Genomic DNA, 16,823 nt, shown 5'->3' with positions numbered 1-16,823 from the left:
ATACTGGAGGTGATGGCCTGATCGCTGGCAAGCCAGCTCCTACAAGGATTTGCATTTGCCTTTACGGTTTCACCAACCGCGCATCGAGGCTGTTCTGCGCCAGGCGTTTGGCCTGATCCTGGGTCATGCCCAGGTGGGTGTGCAGCGCATGGAAGTTCTCGGTGACATAACCGCCGAAGTACGCCGGGTCATCGGAGTTCACGGTCACTTTCACGCCGCGTTCCAGCATGTCGAGAATGTTGTGCTGCGACATGTGATCGAACACGCAAAGCTTGGTGTTCGACAATGGGCACACGGTCAGCGGGATCTGCTCGTCGATGATTCGCTGCATCAGGCGCTCGTCTTCGATGGCGCGCACGCCATGGTCGATGCGCTGGATTTTCAACAGGTCGATGGCTTCCCAGATGTACTCCGGCGGGCCTTCTTCACCGGCGTGGGCGACGGTCAGGAAGCCTTCGTGACGGGCCCGGTCGAACACACGCTGGAACTTGCTTGGCGGGTGGCCCATCTCGGAGCTGTCCAGGCCCACGGCGACGAACGCATCGCGGAACGGCAGCGCCTGGTCGAGGGTTTTCTGTGCTTGGTCTTCACTCAGATGACGCAGGAAGCTCAGGATCAAACCACTGGTGATGCCCAGTTGCTGCTCGCCATCCTTCAGCGCGGCGGCGATGCCGTTGAGCACTACTTCGAACGGGATGCCACGGTCGGTGTGGGTCTGCGGGTCGAAGAACGGTTCGGTGTGAATCACGTTCTGCTCTTTGCAGCGCAGCAGGTACGCCCAGGTCAGGTCATAGAAGTCCTGGGACGTGCGCAGCACATCGGCACCCCGGTAATACAGGTCGAGGAACTCCTGCAGGTTGTTGAAGGCATACGCCTTGCGCAAGGTTTCGACGTCGTTCCATGGCAAGGCAATCTTGTTACGCTCGGCCAGGGCGAACAACAGCTCGGGCTCCAGCGAGCCTTCCAGGTGCAGGTGCAATTCGGCCTTGGGCAGGGCGTTCAGCCAGTCGTACATAATTCTTTTCTCATCAGGTGCAATGGTCGCCATTCTACAGAGGGTTGCCGCAACAATTGGTAAAACCTGACCGGGCGGTTCGTCACACCGCTTCTAGTTCCCGTCGATAGGCGTAGGTATCGGCGAAGCGCGAGAGCAGGAACTCGGCGCAGGTGGTGGCCGGGTATTTCGCCGGGTGCAATGCATCCTGACAACCGGGCAGGCATTCGATGCGGGTATCCGGGTGCGGCTCGGCGAAGAACGGCATCGAATAACGATCCACGCCCAGGGGGCTGATCACCCGGTGTGGCGTCGACAGGTAACGGTCATTGCTCCAGCGCGCCATCATGTCGCCGAGGTTGACCACGAACGTACCTTCGATCGGCGGCGCGTCGATCCATTCGCCTTTGACGTTGCATACCTGCAAGCCACCGGCAGTGTCCTGATAGAGCAGGGTAATGCAACCGTAATCAGTGTGCGCCCCGGCACCTTGCTGCTCTTCGGAACTGGCGGTGTGGCGTGGCGGGTAATGGATCATCCGCAGCACGCTGACCGGGTCATTGAAGCGTGTGTCGAAGAAATCGCGCTCAATTCCCAGTGCGATGGTCATTGCCCGTAACAGCGTTTGCGCGAGGGCTTGCATGTCGACGTAGTGCTGTTCCATCAACGCTTCCCAGCCGGTCATGGACGGATGGCGATTGGGGCCGCGCAAGGGTTTTTCCGCCAGTACGTCAGGGTGTCCGGCCGGCAGGTGCAGGCCCATGTCGAAGGTTTCCTTGAGGTCGCTGGGTTTGCTTGGGTCCAATTGCTCGGTGGCAATGGCGCCGTAGCCGCGATGGTGACGGGTTTGGGTGATGTCGATTTTGAGCTTTTCGGCGGTGGGTTGGGCGAAGAAGCGCTTGGCATGGTCAAGCAGGGCATCGATGCGCGCCGCTGAAATCGGATGACCTTTGATGTAGAAAAATCCCCACTCGCGGCAGGCGAGGTCGATTTGCGCGGCCACGGCTGGCCAGGCGGATGGGTTGTCGCTGTAGAGCGGGGTGATGTCGATGATGGGGAGATGGTTCATGCGCAGTCCTTAAGAACGCTGAAGATCCAATGTGGGAGCGGGCTTGCTCGCGAAAACGGTGTATCAGACGACATATATATCGACTGAGATGACGCCTTCGCGAGCAAGTCGGATCGCCGCACCGCCGCTCCCACAGGGTTTTGTGTTCTGGCTGAAGAGTTACTTCGGAATCTCGGCCTTCATGCCTTCCACGTAGTAATTCATCGACGCCAGTTCCGCCGTGGTCGCGCTCACACCCGCCGGGATTTTCTCGACCCCGGCCTGATCCTTGATCGGCCCGGCGAACAGTTGCAACGCACCGCTCTTGATGTCGGCGATGAGCTGCTCGGCTTCGCTCTTCACCGTCGCTGGCACCAGGTCGCTGATCGGCAGCTCAACGGTGCCTTCTTTCAAACCGCCCCAGTAGTCCCGGGATTTCCAGTCATGGTCGATCACGCTTTGGGTTGCCTGAACGTAGTGCGGGCCCCAGTCGTTGACGATGGAGGTCAGCACCGCTTTCGGCCCGAAGTGCGCCATGTCCGAAGCGTAGCCCACGGCGTACACGCCGCGACGTTCGGCCGCCTGGATAGGTGCGGGGCTGTCGGTGTGCTGGAACACCACGTCCACGCCCTGGTCGATCAACGCGTTGGCTGCATCCGCTTCCTTGCCCGGATCGAACCATGAGTTGACCCACACCACCTTGATCTCGGTGCCGGGGTTGTACTTGTTCAGGGCCAGCTGGATGGCGTTGATGTCGCGGATCACTTCCGGGATCGGGAACGAGGCGACGTAGCCGACCTTTTTGGTCTTGGTCATCTTCGCCGCAAGGAAGCCGCCGACGTAGCGACCTTCGTAAGTGCGCGCCAGGTAAGTGCCGAGGTTCTTGTCCTGCTTGTAGCCGGTGGCGTGTTCGAAGGTCACCTTGGGAAACTGTTTGGCAACTTTCACCGTCGGGTTCATGTAGCCGAAGGAGGTGGTGAAGATCAAGTCGTATTTGTCCTTGGCCATGTTGCGGATCACCCGCTCGGCGTCGGCGCCTTCGGCGACGTTTTCCACGTAGTTGGTGGTGATCTGCGCGCCGAATTTTTCCGCGAGTTCCTTGCGCCCCTGTTCATGCTGATACGTCCAGCCGTGGTCGCCGATCGGGCCGATATAGACGAAGCCGACTTTCAGTGGCTCGGCGGCTGCGGCGGTCAGGCTGGCGCTCAAACCGATGGCTGCCGCAACGGCGCAAAGCAGCTTCTTCAACGGGCGGTTGTGCATGAATTGGAACTCCATTTTGTTGTGAGGTTGGCTGGGCTCTCTGGCTTGCACAGGGCAATGCAAATTGCTGACCAACAAGACAACAAAACATGAATCCGCGGTGATGCTATCGCGAGCAGGCTCGCGACAGGTCCTTGAAGTCCGATAACAGTGCATGTCCTTGCACAGCTGCCATCCACTGGTGCGCCAATCCAGATGGCCTTGACCCTCCACAAAACCAATGTGGGAGCGGGCTTGCTCGCGAAAGCGGTGTGTCAGTCACATAAATATCGACTGACACAACCCCTTCGCGAGCAAGCCCGCTCCCACATTTTTTACTCGGTGTTCGTCAGGTCCCTGCAATCAACTGCCGCGCCGCCTGGCTGTGGTCAGCAATCAACCCTTTCAGATCCAGCCCTTCGACCTGCCCATCGATCACCCGCCACTTGCCGCCGACCATCACTCGATCCGCTCGATCAGCACCGCACAGCAGCAATGCCGAGACCGGATCATGACTGCCGGAGAAGCGCAGCTCATCGAGCTTGAACATCGCCAGGTCAGCCTGCTTGCCCACGGCCAACTCGCCGATATCGGTACGGCCCAGCAGGCTCGCCGAGCCCTTGGTCGCCCAGCCCAACACGCGTTCCGGGGTGATCTTCTCGGCGCCGTAGCGCAGGCGCTGGATGTACAGGGCCTGACGCGCTTCGAGCATCATGTTCGAGGCATCGTTGGACGCCGAGCCGTCCACGCCCAAACCAAGCAAGGCACCGGCATCGGTCAACTCGATGCTCGGGCAGATGCCCGAGGCCAGGCGCATGTTCGAACTCGGGCAATGGCAAATACCGGTGCCGGCGGCGCCGAGGCGGGCGATTTCATCCGGGTTGAAATGGATGCCATGGGCCAGCCAGGTGCGCGGACCGAGCCAGCCAACACTGTCCAGATAATCCACGGTGCGCAGGCCGAAGCGTTGCAGGCAGAAATCTTCTTCGTCGAGGGTTTCTGCCAGGTGGGTGTGCAGGCGCACGTCGAGTTTGTTCGCCAACTCGGCACTGGCCGACATGATTTCCGGCGTCACCGAGAACGGCGAGCACGGTGCCAGGGCGATCTGGATTTGTGCGCCGTCACCGCGTTCGTGGTACTCGGCGATCAGACGCTGGCTGTCGGCGAGGATCACTTCGCCTTCCTGTACGGTCTGTTGCGGCGGCAGGCCACCGTCCTTTTCGCCGAGGCTCATGGAGCCGCGGGTGAGCATGGCGCGCATGCCCAGTTCGCGAACGCTTTCGACTTGCACGTCGATCGCGTTTTCCAGACCTTCCGGGAACAGGTAGTGGTGGTCGGCGGCGGTGGTGCAACCGGACAGCAGCAATTCAGCCAACGCGACTTTGGTGGCGAGGGCGAGTTTTTCCGGGGTCAGGCGTGCCCAGACCGGGTACAGGGTTTTCAGCCACGGGAACAGCGGCTGGTTGACCACCGGCGCCCAGGCGCGGGTCAGGGTTTGATAGAAGTGGTGATGGGTGTTGATCAGGCCCGGCAGGATCACATGCTCGCGGGCATCGAACACTTCATTGCAGGGTGCGGACGGTTGTTGACCGGCGCCGAGTACTTCGACGATCAAACCGTCTTGCAGCACCAGGCCGCCACGGGCATCGAGACCGTTGGAGGTGAAAATGGCGAGGGGATTTTTTAACCAGGTACGGGTCGCAGGCATGTTGGCCGGCTCCTCTGAAAGTTGGGTTCAGGGTTGCCAGCTCAGTGTTGCCCTGTCTGCTGATCCAGGTTCGCCGGGGAGGCGAGGTGCGAAGTGTCGATCAAAACGCCGTTATGGGCAAGCCCGGCCCGACAGGACAACAAATAACCCTGTGGGAGCGAGCTTGCTCGCGATAGCGGTTTACCAGACACAGATGTTGTTGACTGACACTCCGCCATCGCGAGCAAGCTCGCTCCCACAGTGGGCGGTGGCGTTTACCAGGGAATGGTTTCACCCCGGTAATTGATGAAGTGATGCCCGCCCTTGCCGATATACGCATTCACTTGATCGAGCAGGCCACGGGTGCTGGTTTCCACGTCGATGTCCGCGCCTTCGCCACCCATGTCGGTTTTCACCCAGCCCGGGTGCAGCGACAGCACGGTGAGACTGGTTTCGCCCAACTGAGTGACGAAGCTGCTGGTCATGGAATTCAGCGCCGCCTTGCTGGCCTTGTACAGTGCCAGTTCCGGCGCATCGGGCATGGTCACGCTGCCCAGCACCGAACTCATGAACGCCAGCACGCCGGTGTCCGGGCGCAGTTGCTCGACAAAACGCTGGGCCAGGTTGATCGGCGCCACGGCGTTGGTGAAAAACAGCTGACCGACTTCGGCCATTGTCGCGCCGCCGTTCGGCGTCTGGACATCCGGCCCCTTGACCCCGGCATTGACGAACAACAGGTCAAACACGTCGCCCTTGAGTTGTTGGCTCAGGGCGGACACCGCCTGCTGATCGTCCATGTCGAGCTTTTCGATCCGCACATTGCCCAGGGCCTGCAAGGCTTCGGCTTTTTGCGGTTCGCGCACGGTGGCGGTGACTTGCCAGCCATCGGCCAGCAGGGTTTTCACCAGCCCGAGGCCAAGCCCCCGGGAGGCGCCGATGATGAGTGCGGTTTTTGCCTTGGACATGAGTGGCTTCCTTGAAAATTCAGAGTCGTGGATTCAATGGACACTGTTGCCCGAGCCGTTGTTGCAACTCGTCGCGCAGCGCGCCGAGTTCGGCCATGCGGGCTTCGATCAGTTTGAGTTTGTCTTGCAGCAGTTGCGTGACGGCGCTGTCCGGATCGGGCGACTGCCAGATTGTAGCGACGCTGTTGCCGATCTCGCCGAGGGTAAAGCCCAGTCGTTGAGCGGTCTTGATGTACTGCACCAGTTGCACCATGTCTGGCGGATAGTCTCGATACCCGTTGGCGCTGCGTTGCGCCGCAATCAATCCGCGCTGCTCGTAGAAGCGCAGCGTGTCGCGGCTGACGGCGCTGGCCTGGGCTAATTCACCGATGCGCATCATGACGTCTCGAGGGGGCTTGACCCTGGAGCATACTCCAGGCTTTAGCCTTGTTGCTCCCTGAATTGATGGAGCAATGTCGATGTGGACTACAACGCAATATCGCCGGCTGGTGCAAGGCAGTGCCTGGTATGACCTGATTGTGATGCTCGCGTTTGTCACGCCGTGGAGTTTTGCAGCGTTGCATGGGGTTTTGACGGGGATGAGTCAGGCGTTGAGTTTGCCCGGTGAGCTGCCACCGTTCGAGCCGGTGCACATGTTGATGGCGAATCTGCTGGGGTCGATTGTCTGCGTGTGGGCAGTGCTGCGGATCCGTGATCCGCAGCAGGTTTATGGGCGGTATGACGCCGTGGGCAGATTCCTGTTCTCGGCCTGGCAGGCTTATGCTCTGGTTCATGGCGCGAGTTCGCTGCTGGTGGTTTTCCTGGTGTTTGAATTGGCGTGGGGCGTGGCTCAGGTGTTGCCTGTTCGGACGCCTTCGCGAGCAAGCCCGCTCCCACATTTGACCGAGTTCACACCCATCTAATGTGGGAGCGGGCTTGCTCGCGAAGAGGCCCGCCCAGGCACCAGCTAATGCCCAGCCTGCCACGGCTGCCCCAACGACACCGGCGCATACAACCTTGTGCGCAATGCATCCCGTGACAGAAACACCAGCACCACAATGGTCGCGACGTACGGCAACATCGCCAGCAGGCTTGACGGAATCGCCAGCCCCAACCCCTGCGCCACCAGGTGCAGGATGCTGGCGAGCCCGAACAGGTACGCGCCGAGCAGCAGGCGCCACACCCGCCAACTGGCGAACACCACCAGCGCCAGGGCAATCCAGCCGCGCCCGGCGCTCATGTTCTCCGCCCACATCGGCGTGTACGCCAGCGACAGATATGCTCCGGCCAACCCGGCCATAGCGCCGCCGAACAACACTGCCAGCGTGCGCACCGCCAACACCGGCAAGCCCATGGCGCTGGCCGCATCGGGGTTTTCCCCGACCGCCTGAATGATCAGCCCGACGCGGCATTTCAGAATCACCCAGGCCACCAGCGCAAACAGTGCGAATGACAGATACACCAACAGGTCCTGGGCAAACAGCATCCGCCCGATCAGCGGGATTTCACTCAAATATGGAATCGCCATCGGCTCGAACCCCGCCAGCGGCTTGCCGACCCACGCCGCCCCGACAAAGGTCGACAGGCCCACGCCGAAAATCGTCAGGGCCAGACCGGTGGCCACCTGATTGGCGTTGAACATCAGCGCCACCAGGGCAAACAGCGACGACAACAGCATCCCGGCGAGCATCGCCAGCAACACGCCGAGCCACAGGTGGCCGGTGTTGAACGCGACGATGAAACCGATCACCGCGCCAAACAGCATCATGCCTTCCTGGCCGAGGTTGAGGACGCCGCTTTTCTCGCAGATCAGCTCCCCCAGCGCCACCAGCAGCAACGGCGTACCGCAGCGGACCATGGCGTAGAAAATATTGCTCAGCAGATCGATATCCATCACAGCGCTCCTGCTTGTACGGCGGTGGTTTGTGCGCGGCGGGTCCAGCGCAGGTTCAAGCGCGGTCGGTAGAGGATCAGCACATCACTGGCCAGCAGGAAAAACAGCATCATGCCCTGGAACAATTGGGTGATTGCTTGCGGCAGGTTCAGGTTCATTTGCGCGCCTTCGCCGCCGATGTACAGCAGTGCCATCAACAGGCTGGAAAACAGAATGCCGACAGGATTCAGGCGGCCGAGAAACGCCACGGTGATCGCCGCATAGCCGTAGCCCGGCGAGACCTGCGGCACCAGCTGGCCGATGGGGCCGCTGACTTCGCACACACCGGCAAGCCCCGCCAGACCGCCGCTGATCAACAGTGCGAGCCAGATCAGGTGCTTCTCGCGGAAGCCGACGAAACCGGCGGCACGCTTGTCCAGCCCGAGCACCTTGATCTGGAAACCGACAAAGCTTTTTTGCAACAACACCCACACGGTCACCAGCGCGAGCAGGGCGAAGTAAACCCCGGCGTGGACCCGGCCATCTTCCATCAGCAGCGGCAAGCGGCTGGCGTCACCGAACATCGCCGATTGCGGAAAATTGAAACCTTCCGGATCTTTCAGTGGACCGTGCACGCAATACAGCAAAAGGTTCAGGGCGATGTAATTGAGCATGATGCTGGTGAGGATCTCATTGGCGTTGAAACGCGTGCGCAACCACGCCGTCAGCCCGGCCCACGCAGCTCCGGCCAAGGTGCCGGTGAGCAAGATCAACACCAGCGCCCAGCGGCTTTGCATATCGATGATGTTCACCGCCAGCGCACTGCCGGCCAACGCGCCGAGCAGCAGTTGACCTTCGGCACCAATGTTCCAGATGCGCGCCTGATAGGCGACGGCCAGGCCCAATGCGCAGAGCAGAATCGGCAGGGCTTTGACCAACAATTCGGAGACGCCATACAGGTCGCTGACCGGCGCGATCAGCAAGGTGTGCAAGGTCAGCAGCGGGTCGTGCCCGAGCGCGATAAACAACAACGATCCACAGCCCAGGGTCAGTGCAGCCGCCAGCAATGGCGAGCACCACAGCATCAGGCGCGATTGCTGGCCGCGGGGTTCAAGAGAAAGCAGCATGTGACACTCCGTTAACGCGAGGCGGATGCGAGTGATTGAGGGGCACCGAACTGGCCGGCCATCCAGCCGCCGACATCGCTCAGGCGCGTATCGACGGTGGCGTGGAGCGCGGACAGCCGACCGCCGCACAAGGCGCCGAGGCGGTCGCTGATCTGGAACAGTTCGTCGAGGTCTTCGGAGATCACCAGGATCGCCGCGCCGGCATCGCGCAAGGCAATCAACGCGCGATGTATGGTGGCGGCGGCACCGACGTCCACACCCCAGGTCGGGTGCGCGGCGACCAGCAATTTGGGGTGCTGAAGAGTTTCCCGGCCGAGGATGAATTTCTGCAGGTTGCCGCCGGACAGGCTGCGGGCCGGCGCCTGGCTATCGGGTGTCTTGACCCCGAAACGGCGGATGATTTCCTCGGCCAGTGCTTCGACTTTGCCGCGCTGGATCAGGCCGTTACTCACCAAGCCTTGCTGGAAAGCGGTCAGCAGCGCGTTGTCCGCCAGGCTCAGTTCCGGCACCGCGCCATGGCCCAAGCGTTCGGCGGGGACGAACGCCAGGCCGAGTTGGCGGCGAGCATCGGGACGCAAATGGGCGACGGGCTCCTGGCCAAATCGGATTGTCGCGCTGGCGTTGCGGGGCAGCAGTGCTTCGCCGCTGAGCAAGGCCAGCAACTCATCCTGGCCATTGCCGGCGACACCGGCGATGCCGACAATTTCACCGCGGCGCACTTCAAGGTCGATGTTGGCAAGCGAGCAGCCGAACGGGTCCGGGTTGTGCCAGGACAAGCCACGGACATCAAGGAACGCATCACCTCCAGTAACCTTCGGATAGTCTGCGATCAACTCTGCCGCTTCACCGACCATCAAGCGCGCCAGTTGCTGATCCGAACACTCGGCCGGCACGCAATGCCCGGCCACCCGTCCGCCGCGCAGTACCGTCGCGCTATGGCACAACGCACGCACTTCCCCAAGCTTGTGGCTGATGAACAAAATGCTGCAGCCTTCGGCGGCGAGCCGGCGCAGGGTGACGAACAAGTCGTCGGCCTCTTGCGGCGTCAGCACCGAAGTTGGCTCATCGAGAATCAACAGGCGGATGTCCTGCATCAGGCAGCGAATGATTTCCACCCGTTGCCGTTCACCGATCGACAGGCTGTGGACAAGTCGCTCAGGTTCCAGCGCCATGCCGTAGCGCCGGGACACTTCGCGAATCTTCGGCTCAAGCTGTTTGGGTGTGCCTGCCGCCGCACCCATGGCCAGGGCGATGTTCTGCGCCACGCTCAGGGTTTCGAACAGCGAGAAATGCTGGAACACCATGCCGATTCCCAAACCCCGGGCCTGGGCCGGGTTGCGCAGGTTCACCCGCTGACCTTGCCAGATCACTTCGCCGAAATCGGCGTGGGTCACGCCGTAGATGATCTTCATCAGCGTGCTTTTGCCTGCGCCGTTTTCGCCGAGCAGGGCATGGATCTCGCCAGGGGCAATGGTCAGGTCGATGGCATCGTTGGCCAGGCAACCGGGATAGCGTTTTGTGATTCTGCGCAGTTGCAGGCGCGGAACCGGGTCGGGGATTGGAGCGTGATTGGGCATGACAGGCTCGGTGCTGTTGGACTTGTGCCTGTGGATAAAGCAATTTTCTGGCCACTAGGTCAGGAAAACGTCGGAGTCCTGCGAGAAGAGGCGTTGAGTACGCAGCTTTCAAATGTGCCACGCAGAGCCCGGCACCACATGGGGGCAATGGTGCAAATCAAGCCCCGATTTTGCTCGTGCGCTTTTGCTCAAAAAATGAGCAATCGACCACAAGCCATACCGTGCAGGGCGCGGAGGCGGCCATGAACGGGTTATCCACAGATTGCTCCACAGTATTTGTGTGCAAGCTCAGAGCACGGGCATAAGCACTGAGTGGCTTTCTTCTAAAGGCGATAAACCGTTGTAACTGTTTGTTTTTATTTGAATTTGATGTGCTTGATGGCAGATTGGACGAAAATTGAGCAAAGACCGCAAAGCCGCATGACAGAAGGGTTACAGCCGTATGTGCTCAGGTTATCCACAGGCGGGTGCACAGCAGATGTGGGCAAATATGGAATAAGTGAAAAACCGGCGTGCCCCAAAAGATCGCAGCCTGTGCTGAGGCTTTTTAGCGCTGCAACAAAATACGTCCGCGACTCAAATCGGCCAGTTGTGACTGCAAGGTGTCGATATGCGCAGCGCCCACGGCCAACTGCAACTCGACACCATTGGCGGTGAAGCTTTCATCCACAACCAATCCACCTGCCTCTGCCACCCGCAGCTTGACCAGGGCCAGTTCGGCAAATCCGCAAGCGCAACGCAACGGCACCCGGCTGATCAACTCGATCTTTGGCGCCGCTTGCAGGCATTTGTTTGCACCCCCGCCATAGGCCCGAGCGAGCCCCCCGGTGCCCAGTTGGATGCCGCCATACCAGCGAATCACCAGCACCGCGACCTGATCGCAATCCTGTGCCTCTATCGCCGCCAGAATCGGCCGGCCGGCCGTACCGCCGGGCTCGCCATCATCGGTGCTGCGATATTGATCGCCGAGTTTCCAGGCCCAGCAGTTGTGCGAGGCATTCAAGTCGCTGTGCTGTTCAATGAACGCCTGGGCCTCGGCCGGGCTGGAGATCGGCGCGGCGAAGGTAATGAAGCGGCTCTTGCGAATCTCTTCGCGGTATTCGCAAAAACCGCTGAGGGTAAAAGGCATACGTACCTGAATGGCTACTTAAATGGCAGGTTTCAGGCCGCAGCCCTTGAGAATGATGCGGATCAGGTTGTCCCCGGCGTCTTCCATGTCCTGTTTGGTCAACCTGGTGCGCCCGGTGACGCGGCAGATCTGCGTGGCGAAGTCGGCGTAGTGCTGGGTGCTGCCCCACAACAGGAAGATCAGGTGCACCGGATCGACCGGGTCCATTTTACCGGCGTCGATCCAGGCCTGGAACACGCCCGCGCGGCCCTGGAACCAGGCGCGATAATCCTGGTTGAAGTACTCGGTCAGGCATTCGCCGCCGCTGATGACTTCCATGGCAAAAATCCGCGAGGCTTGCGGCTGGCGTCGGGAGAACTCCATTTTCGCGCGGATGTAGCGGGTCAACGCTTCGGTCGGGTCATCCTCGGCGGTGAGGGTGTTGAAGGTGCTGTCCCACAACTCGATGATGTTGCTCAGCACCGCCACGTACAAACCGAGCTTGTTGGTGAAGTAGTAATGCAGGTTCGCCTTGGGCAGCCCGGCATTCTGGGCGATGGTGTTCATGCTCGTGCCTTTGTACCCGTGACGGGCGAACTCGTCTTCGGCGGCTTTGATGATGGTCTCTTCGTTTTTCTGACGAATGCGGCTGACGGGTTTTCCGCCGTGGGCTGGGACTTCAAAGGTCATAGGCACTTCCGAGAAGATGAGTGGGTGCGGCCAGTGCGTTGATAGCGTACCCACTGGCTTCAGACAAGGCCTCACACAATAAAACACTGCACCGCAATCTACTGTGGGAGCGGGCTTGCTCGCGAAGACGGTGTGTCAGCTATGCAGATATCGACTGACACGCCCTCTTCGTCGGAACGCCGCCCGGAGCAAGCCCGCTCCCACAGTTTTCAACGCGTCGCCGCGAGACTCTCGAGAAAACTCTCCAGCACCAGATGAGGTCGACGCCCCTTGCGGGTGACCGACGCCAGGCTCAGGTCATAGAAGCGCGTTCTGGCTTTCAACGCGCGCAACCGCCCCTGCTGCACCCAAAGACTCGCGTAGTGATCCGGCAGATAACCGATGTAACGCCCGGTCAGGATCAGGAACGCCATGCCTTCGCGGTCCGAGGCACTGGCGGTGCAATTGAGCGCCTGGTAGTGAGCCTGGATCTCCGCTGGCAAGCGGAAGGTGGGTGCGATGGCGTCCTGACTGTTCAGGCGTTCGTCGTCCAGTTGCTTGTCGTCGACATAAAACAGCGGGTGACCGACCGCGCAGTACAACAGCGAACGTTCGCTATACAGCGGTTGATACTCAAGCCCCGACAGTGCGCTGGCCTGCGGCACCACGCCGACGTGCAGGCGACCGTCGAGCACGCCTTGTTCGACTTCATTGGGCGCGATCATGCGGATCTGGATCTGCACGTCCGGGCCGCGTTCTTTCAATTGCGCGAGGGCATGGGTGATGCGCATGTGGGGCAGGGTGACCAGGTTGTCCGTCAAACCAATGATCAATTCGCCGCGCAAGTGCTGGTGCAGGCCATTGACCTCGGTGCGGAAGCTTTCCAGCGCACTTAACAGCTGCAACGCCGATTGATAGACCTCGCGGCCTTCTTCGGTCAGGGAAAATCCGGCACGTCCCCGTTGGCACAGGCGCAGACCGAGGCGTTGCTCCAGATCGCTCATCTGCTGGCTGATCGCCGAGCGACCGATGCCCAGCACGGTTTCCGCCGCGGAGAAGCCGCCGCATTCAACCACGCTGCGGAAAATCCTCAGCAGGCGAATATCAAAGTCGCTGACCTGGGCCAGCGGATCGGGACGGCGAGTGCTCATGCGGGTTACTCAAAGTTTAGTAGTTGGCTGACTGAACATTAGAAGAGTTGCATTTCACCGACTTTATCTCCGTGGCAATTTAGCTGCAACAACGGTTTTCAATCCTTACGCCGCTTATTGCCTTGCGAGGTTTTGCCCATGAACTTGCCTGAAAACGCCCCGAATTCCCTGGCCAGCCAGCTCAAGCTCGATGCTCACTGGATGCCTTACACCGCCAACCGCAACTTCCAGCGCGACCCACGCCTGATCGTTGGCGCCGAAGGCAGCTGGCTGATCGACGACAAGGGCCGCAAGGTATATGACTCGCTGTCCGGTCTGTGGACCTGTGGCGCCGGGCACACCCGCAAGGAAATCCAGGAAGCGGTCGCCAAGCAACTGGGCACTCTCGATTACTCGCCAGCCTTCCAGTACGGTCATCCGCTGTCGTTCCAACTGGCTGAAAAAATCACCGACCTGACCCCGGGCAACCTGAACCACGTGTTCTTCACCGACTCGGGCTCCGAGTGCGCTGACACCGCCGTGAAGATGGTCCGTGCTTACTGGCGCCTGAAGGGCCAGTCGACCAAGACCAAAATGATCGGCCGTGCCCGTGGTTACCACGGTGTGAACATCGCCGGCACCAGCCTCGGTGGCGTGAACGGCAACCGCAAGCTGTTCGGTCAGGCAATGATGGACGTCGACCACCTGCCGCACACTTTGCTGGCAAGCAACGCTTACTCCCGTGGCATGCCGGAGCAGGGCGGTATCGCCCTCGCTGACGAACTGCTGAAGCTGATCGAACTGCACGATGCGTCGAACATCGCCGCTGTGTTCGTCGAGCCATTGGCCGGCTCCGCTGGCGTGCTGGTTCCACCACAGGGTTACCTCAAGCGTCTGCGTGAAATCTGCGACCAGCACAACATCCTGCTGGTGTTTGACGAAGTGATCACCGGTTTCGGCCGTACCGGCACCATGTTCGGCGCCACCACCTTCGGCGTGACCCCGGACCTGATGTGCATCGCCAAGCAAGTCACCAACGGTGCGATCCCGATGGGCGCGGTGATTGCCAGCTCCGAGATCTACCAGACCTTCATGAATCAGCCGACGCCTGAATACGCGGTTGAATTCCCCCATGGCTACACCTATTCCGCGCACCCGGTGGCTTGCGCCGCGGGTCTTGCCGCACTCGACCTGCTGCAAAAGGAAAACCTGGTGCAGAGCGTGGCCGAAGTCGCACCGCATTTCGAAAATGCGCTGCACGACCTCAAAGGCACCAAGAACATCATCGACATCCGCAACTTCGGCCTGGCCGGCGCGATCCAGATCGCCCCTCGTGACGGCGACGCCATCGTGCGTCCGTTCGAAGCCGGCATGGCGCTGTGGAAAGCCGGGTTCTACGTACGCTTCGGCGGCGACACCCTGCAGTTCGGCCCAACCTTCAACAGCAAGCCGCAAGACCTGGATCGCCTGTTCGACGCGGTCGGCGAAGTGCTGAGCAAGATCGACTGATTTCTCCTTCTATATACCTATAAACAACAGGCGCTCGGGAACGGGTGCCTGTGGACAACTTTTCAGGAGCTTCCATGAGCGTTATCCCGCATTTGATCAATGGCGAACTGGTGACCGAGAACGGTCGCGCGGTTGATGTGTTCAACCCGTCTACCGGCCAGGCTATCCACAAGTTGCCGCTGGCGACTCGCGAAACCATCCAGAGCGCCATCGACGCGGCCAAGGCTGCATTCCCGGCCTGGCGCAACACGCCGCCGGCCAAGCGTGCCCAAGTGATGTTCCGCTTCAAGCAACTGCTGGAGCAGAACGAGGCTCGCATCTCGCAATTGATCAGCGAAGAGCACGGCAAGACCCTGGAAGATGCTGCCGGTGAATTGAAGCGCGGTATCGAGAACGTCGAGTTCGCTTGCGCGGCCCCGGAAATCCTCAAGGGCGAGTACAGCCGTAACGTCGGCCCGAACATCGATGCCTGGTCGGACTTCCAGCCGCTGGGCGTGGTTGCCGGTATCACTCCGTTCAACTTCCCGGCCATGGTGCCATTGTGGATGTACCCGCTGGCGATCGTCTGCGGCAACTGCTTTATCCTCAAGCCATCCGAGCGTGACCCGAGCTCGACGCTGTTGATTGCACAGTTGCTGCTGGAGGCTGGTCTGCCTAAAGGCGTACTGAGCGTGGTGCACGGTGACAAGACTGCGGTGGACGCATTGATCGAAGCGCCGGAAGTCAAAGCGCTGAGCTTCGTTGGTTCGACGCCGATTGCCGAATACATCTATTCCGAAGGCACCAAGCGCGGCAAACGCGTCCAGGCCCTGGGTGGTGCGAAGAACCACGCCGTGCTGATGCCGGATGCAGACCTGGACAACGCCGTCAGCGCACTGATGGGCGCGGCCTACGGTTCTTGCGGCGAGCGTTGCATGGCGATCTCGGTAGCGGTGTGCGTGGGTGACCAGGTGGCCGATGCACTGGTGGCCAAACTGGTTCCGCAGATCAAGGCGCTGAAAATCGGTGCCGGTACCAACTGCGGCCTGGACATGGGCCCCCTGGTGACTGGCCAGGCGCGGGACAAGGTCAGCGGTTATGTAGAAGACGGCGTAGCCGCCGGCGCGACACTGGTCGTGGACGGCCGTGGCCTGACTGTGGCTGGTCACGAGGAAGGCTTCTTCCTGGGTGGTTGCCTGTTCGACAACGTCACGCCTGAAATGCGCATCTATAAAGAAGAGATCTTCGGGCCGGTGCTGTGCGTTGTTCGGGTCAACAGCCTGGAAGAAGCCATGCAGCTGATCAACGATCACGAGTATGGCAACGGCACCTGCATCTTCACCCGTGACGGCGAAGCCGCGCGGTTGTTCTGCGACGAGATCGAAGTCGGCATGGTCGGTGTCAACGTACCGCTGCCGGTACCGGTGGCTTACCACAGCTTTGGCGGCTGGAAGCGTTCGCTGTTCGGCGACCTGCACGCCTATGGCCCGGATGGTGTGCGTTTCTATACCCGCCGCAAAGCCATCACCCAGCGCTGGCCGCAGCGTGCGAGTCATGAAGCTTCGCAGTTCGCCTTCCCTAGCTTGTAAGTAGAAGGGCGCAGAAGGCCGATCCATTGGGTCGGCCTTTTTGTTTTCGGGGCTTTTTGGCCCTATATGACAGAATTGTGAAAATAGCTGTTGACGGCAGATTCTGGAGGCCTATAATTCGCCCCACTTCCGGCGCAGTCGAAACGGAAAACTCCTTGGTAAACAAAGAGTTACGCAGTTTTCGACAGCAAGTTGCTTCAGTTCATCGAAGCCAAGAAGAAGTTGAAAAAGAGGTGTTGACAGCAGCGTGTAACGCTGTAGAATTCGCCTCCCGCTGATGAGAGATCTGAAGCGCAAGTGGTTGAAGTTGCAAAGGAAACTTTGAAAACTTCTGAAAATAATCACTT

At 60.4% G+C, this 16,823-nt stretch carries 15 protein-coding genes; 3 read left to right on the top strand and 12 right to left on the bottom strand.

The features are described 5' to 3' along the window. Window positions 1-61: 61 nt before the first annotated feature. The 6 genes from KGB28_RS25095 to KGB28_RS25070 all read right to left on the bottom strand — a co-directional run bounded on the left by KGB28_RS25095 (window position 62) and on the right by KGB28_RS25070 (window position 6,312). Window positions 62-1,015, bottom strand: a complete 954-nt coding sequence (locus KGB28_RS25095) for an adenosine deaminase (RefSeq protein WP_150727777.1) — start codon at window positions 1,013-1,015, stop codon at window positions 62-64. 82 nt (window positions 1,016-1,097) lie between these two features. Continuing rightward, window positions 1,098-2,063, bottom strand: coding sequence for an isopenicillin N synthase family dioxygenase (locus tag KGB28_RS25090; protein WP_223448307.1), 966 nt, complete (start codon window positions 2,061-2,063; stop codon window positions 1,098-1,100). A gap of 159 nt (window positions 2,064-2,222) precedes the next feature. Further along, window positions 2,223-3,305 (bottom strand): BMP family ABC transporter substrate-binding protein, encoded by a 1,083-nt coding sequence (locus tag KGB28_RS25085; protein ID WP_223448306.1) that lies wholly within the window; start codon window positions 3,303-3,305, stop codon window positions 2,223-2,225. A 328-nt stretch (window positions 3,306-3,633) separates the two neighbouring features. Continuing rightward, on the bottom strand, window positions 3,634-4,992 hold the full coding sequence (locus KGB28_RS25080; protein WP_008050330.1) for an 8-oxoguanine deaminase: 1,359 nt from the start codon (window positions 4,990-4,992) through the stop codon (window positions 3,634-3,636). A gap of 254 nt (window positions 4,993-5,246) precedes the next feature. Then, complete coding sequence (locus KGB28_RS25075) at window positions 5,247-5,936, bottom strand: SDR family oxidoreductase (RefSeq protein ID WP_223448305.1); 690 nt, start codon at window positions 5,934-5,936, stop codon at window positions 5,247-5,249. Window positions 5,937-5,955: 19 nt separating this feature from the next. Then, window positions 5,956-6,312 (bottom strand): MerR family transcriptional regulator, encoded by a 357-nt coding sequence (locus tag KGB28_RS25070; protein ID WP_150756635.1) that lies wholly within the window; start codon window positions 6,310-6,312, stop codon window positions 5,956-5,958. An 82-nt stretch (window positions 6,313-6,394) separates the two neighbouring features. Between KGB28_RS25070 and KGB28_RS25065 the strand changes: the two genes are divergently transcribed. After that, window positions 6,395-6,838 (top strand): hypothetical protein, encoded by a 444-nt coding sequence (locus KGB28_RS25065; protein ID WP_223448304.1) that lies wholly within the window; start codon window positions 6,395-6,397, stop codon window positions 6,836-6,838. Between the two features lie 44 nt (window positions 6,839-6,882). Here the strand turns inward: KGB28_RS25065 and KGB28_RS25060 are convergent, their stop codons facing one another. The 6 genes from KGB28_RS25060 to KGB28_RS25035 all read right to left on the bottom strand — a co-directional run bounded on the left by KGB28_RS25060 (window position 6,883) and on the right by KGB28_RS25035 (window position 13,420). Beyond that, window positions 6,883-7,809 carry an ABC transporter permease gene (locus KGB28_RS25060; protein ID WP_223448303.1) on the bottom strand — a complete coding sequence of 309 codons (927 nt, stop codon included), beginning with the start codon at window positions 7,807-7,809 and terminating at the stop codon, window positions 6,883-6,885. Then, the gene (locus KGB28_RS25055) at window positions 7,809-8,915 is read right to left on the bottom strand and encodes an ABC transporter permease (RefSeq protein WP_223448302.1); all 1,107 of its coding nucleotides are present in this window, start codon (window positions 8,913-8,915) and stop codon (window positions 7,809-7,811) included. The genes KGB28_RS25060 and KGB28_RS25055 overlap by 1 nt, the downstream gene beginning before the upstream one ends. A gap of 11 nt (window positions 8,916-8,926) precedes the next feature. Next, the gene (locus tag KGB28_RS25050) at window positions 8,927-10,492 is read right to left on the bottom strand and encodes an ABC transporter ATP-binding protein (RefSeq protein ID WP_223448301.1); all 1,566 of its coding nucleotides are present in this window, start codon (window positions 10,490-10,492) and stop codon (window positions 8,927-8,929) included. Window positions 10,493-11,039: 547 nt separating this feature from the next. Continuing rightward, window positions 11,040-11,621 carry an IMPACT family protein gene (locus KGB28_RS25045; protein WP_223448300.1) on the bottom strand — a complete coding sequence of 194 codons (582 nt, stop codon included), beginning with the start codon at window positions 11,619-11,621 and terminating at the stop codon, window positions 11,040-11,042. 18 nt (window positions 11,622-11,639) lie between these two features. Beyond that, a complete protein-coding gene (locus tag KGB28_RS25040; RefSeq protein ID WP_218480712.1) occupies window positions 11,640-12,290 on the bottom strand; it encodes a TetR/AcrR family transcriptional regulator in 651 nt (216 codons plus the stop codon). A gap of 209 nt (window positions 12,291-12,499) precedes the next feature. Further along, window positions 12,500-13,420 (bottom strand): LysR family transcriptional regulator, encoded by a 921-nt coding sequence (locus KGB28_RS25035; protein ID WP_218430875.1) that lies wholly within the window; start codon window positions 13,418-13,420, stop codon window positions 12,500-12,502. 138 nt (window positions 13,421-13,558) lie between these two features. Between KGB28_RS25035 and KGB28_RS25030 the strand changes: the two genes are divergently transcribed. Continuing rightward, window positions 13,559-14,908 (top strand): aspartate aminotransferase family protein, encoded by a 1,350-nt coding sequence (locus KGB28_RS25030; RefSeq protein ID WP_223448299.1) that lies wholly within the window; start codon window positions 13,559-13,561, stop codon window positions 14,906-14,908. A 74-nt stretch (window positions 14,909-14,982) separates the two neighbouring features. Then, complete coding sequence (locus KGB28_RS25025) at window positions 14,983-16,476, top strand: CoA-acylating methylmalonate-semialdehyde dehydrogenase (RefSeq protein WP_056725206.1); 1,494 nt, start codon at window positions 14,983-14,985, stop codon at window positions 16,474-16,476. The last annotated feature ends 347 nt before the right edge of the window (window positions 16,477-16,823 follow it).

Origin of the sequence: Pseudomonas sp. BF-R-19 (assembly GCF_019956445.1) — a bacterium.
In the GTDB taxonomy this organism is placed as follows: Bacteria; Pseudomonadota; Gammaproteobacteria; order Pseudomonadales; family Pseudomonadaceae; genus Aquipseudomonas; species Aquipseudomonas fluorescens_BH.
The sequence above is the reverse complement of the archived record's forward strand: the minus strand, read 5'-3'. Positions and strand labels throughout refer to the sequence as shown.

Bases quoted from the DNA above. Each gene is read 5' to 3' on its own strand.
- KGB28_RS25025 (WP_056725206.1), top strand. From the start codon at position 14,983: ATGAGCGTTATCCCGCATTTGATCAATGGCGAACTGGTGACCGAGAAC.
- KGB28_RS25090 (WP_223448307.1), bottom strand. From the start codon at position 2,063: ATGAACCATCTCCCCATCATCGACATCACCCCGCTCTACAGCGACAAC.
- KGB28_RS25035 (WP_218430875.1), bottom strand. From the start codon at position 13,420: ATGAGCACTCGCCGTCCCGATCCGCTGGCCCAGGTCAGCGACTTTGAT.
- KGB28_RS25030 (WP_223448299.1), top strand. From the start codon at position 13,559: ATGAACTTGCCTGAAAACGCCCCGAATTCCCTGGCCAGCCAGCTCAAG.
- KGB28_RS25055 (WP_223448302.1), bottom strand. From the start codon at position 8,915: ATGCTGCTTTCTCTTGAACCCCGCGGCCAGCAATCGCGCCTGATGCTG.
- KGB28_RS25065 (WP_223448304.1), top strand. From the start codon at position 6,395: ATGTGGACTACAACGCAATATCGCCGGCTGGTGCAAGGCAGTGCCTGG.
- KGB28_RS25075 (WP_223448305.1), bottom strand. From the start codon at position 5,936: ATGTCCAAGGCAAAAACCGCACTCATCATCGGCGCCTCCCGGGGGCTT.
- KGB28_RS25045 (WP_223448300.1), bottom strand. From the start codon at position 11,621: ATGCCTTTTACCCTCAGCGGTTTTTGCGAATACCGCGAAGAGATTCGC.
- KGB28_RS25095 (WP_150727777.1), bottom strand. From the start codon at position 1,015: ATGTACGACTGGCTGAACGCCCTGCCCAAGGCCGAATTGCACCTGCAC.
- KGB28_RS25040 (WP_218480712.1), bottom strand. From the start codon at position 12,290: ATGACCTTTGAAGTCCCAGCCCACGGCGGAAAACCCGTCAGCCGCATT.
- KGB28_RS25085 (WP_223448306.1), bottom strand. From the start codon at position 3,305: ATGCACAACCGCCCGTTGAAGAAGCTGCTTTGCGCCGTTGCGGCAGCC.
- KGB28_RS25070 (WP_150756635.1), bottom strand. From the start codon at position 6,312: ATGCGCATCGGTGAATTAGCCCAGGCCAGCGCCGTCAGCCGCGACACG.
- KGB28_RS25060 (WP_223448303.1), bottom strand. From the start codon at position 7,809: ATGGATATCGATCTGCTGAGCAATATTTTCTACGCCATGGTCCGCTGC.
- KGB28_RS25050 (WP_223448301.1), bottom strand. From the start codon at position 10,492: ATGCCCAATCACGCTCCAATCCCCGACCCGGTTCCGCGCCTGCAACTG.
- KGB28_RS25080 (WP_008050330.1), bottom strand. From the start codon at position 4,992: ATGCCTGCGACCCGTACCTGGTTAAAAAATCCCCTCGCCATTTTCACC.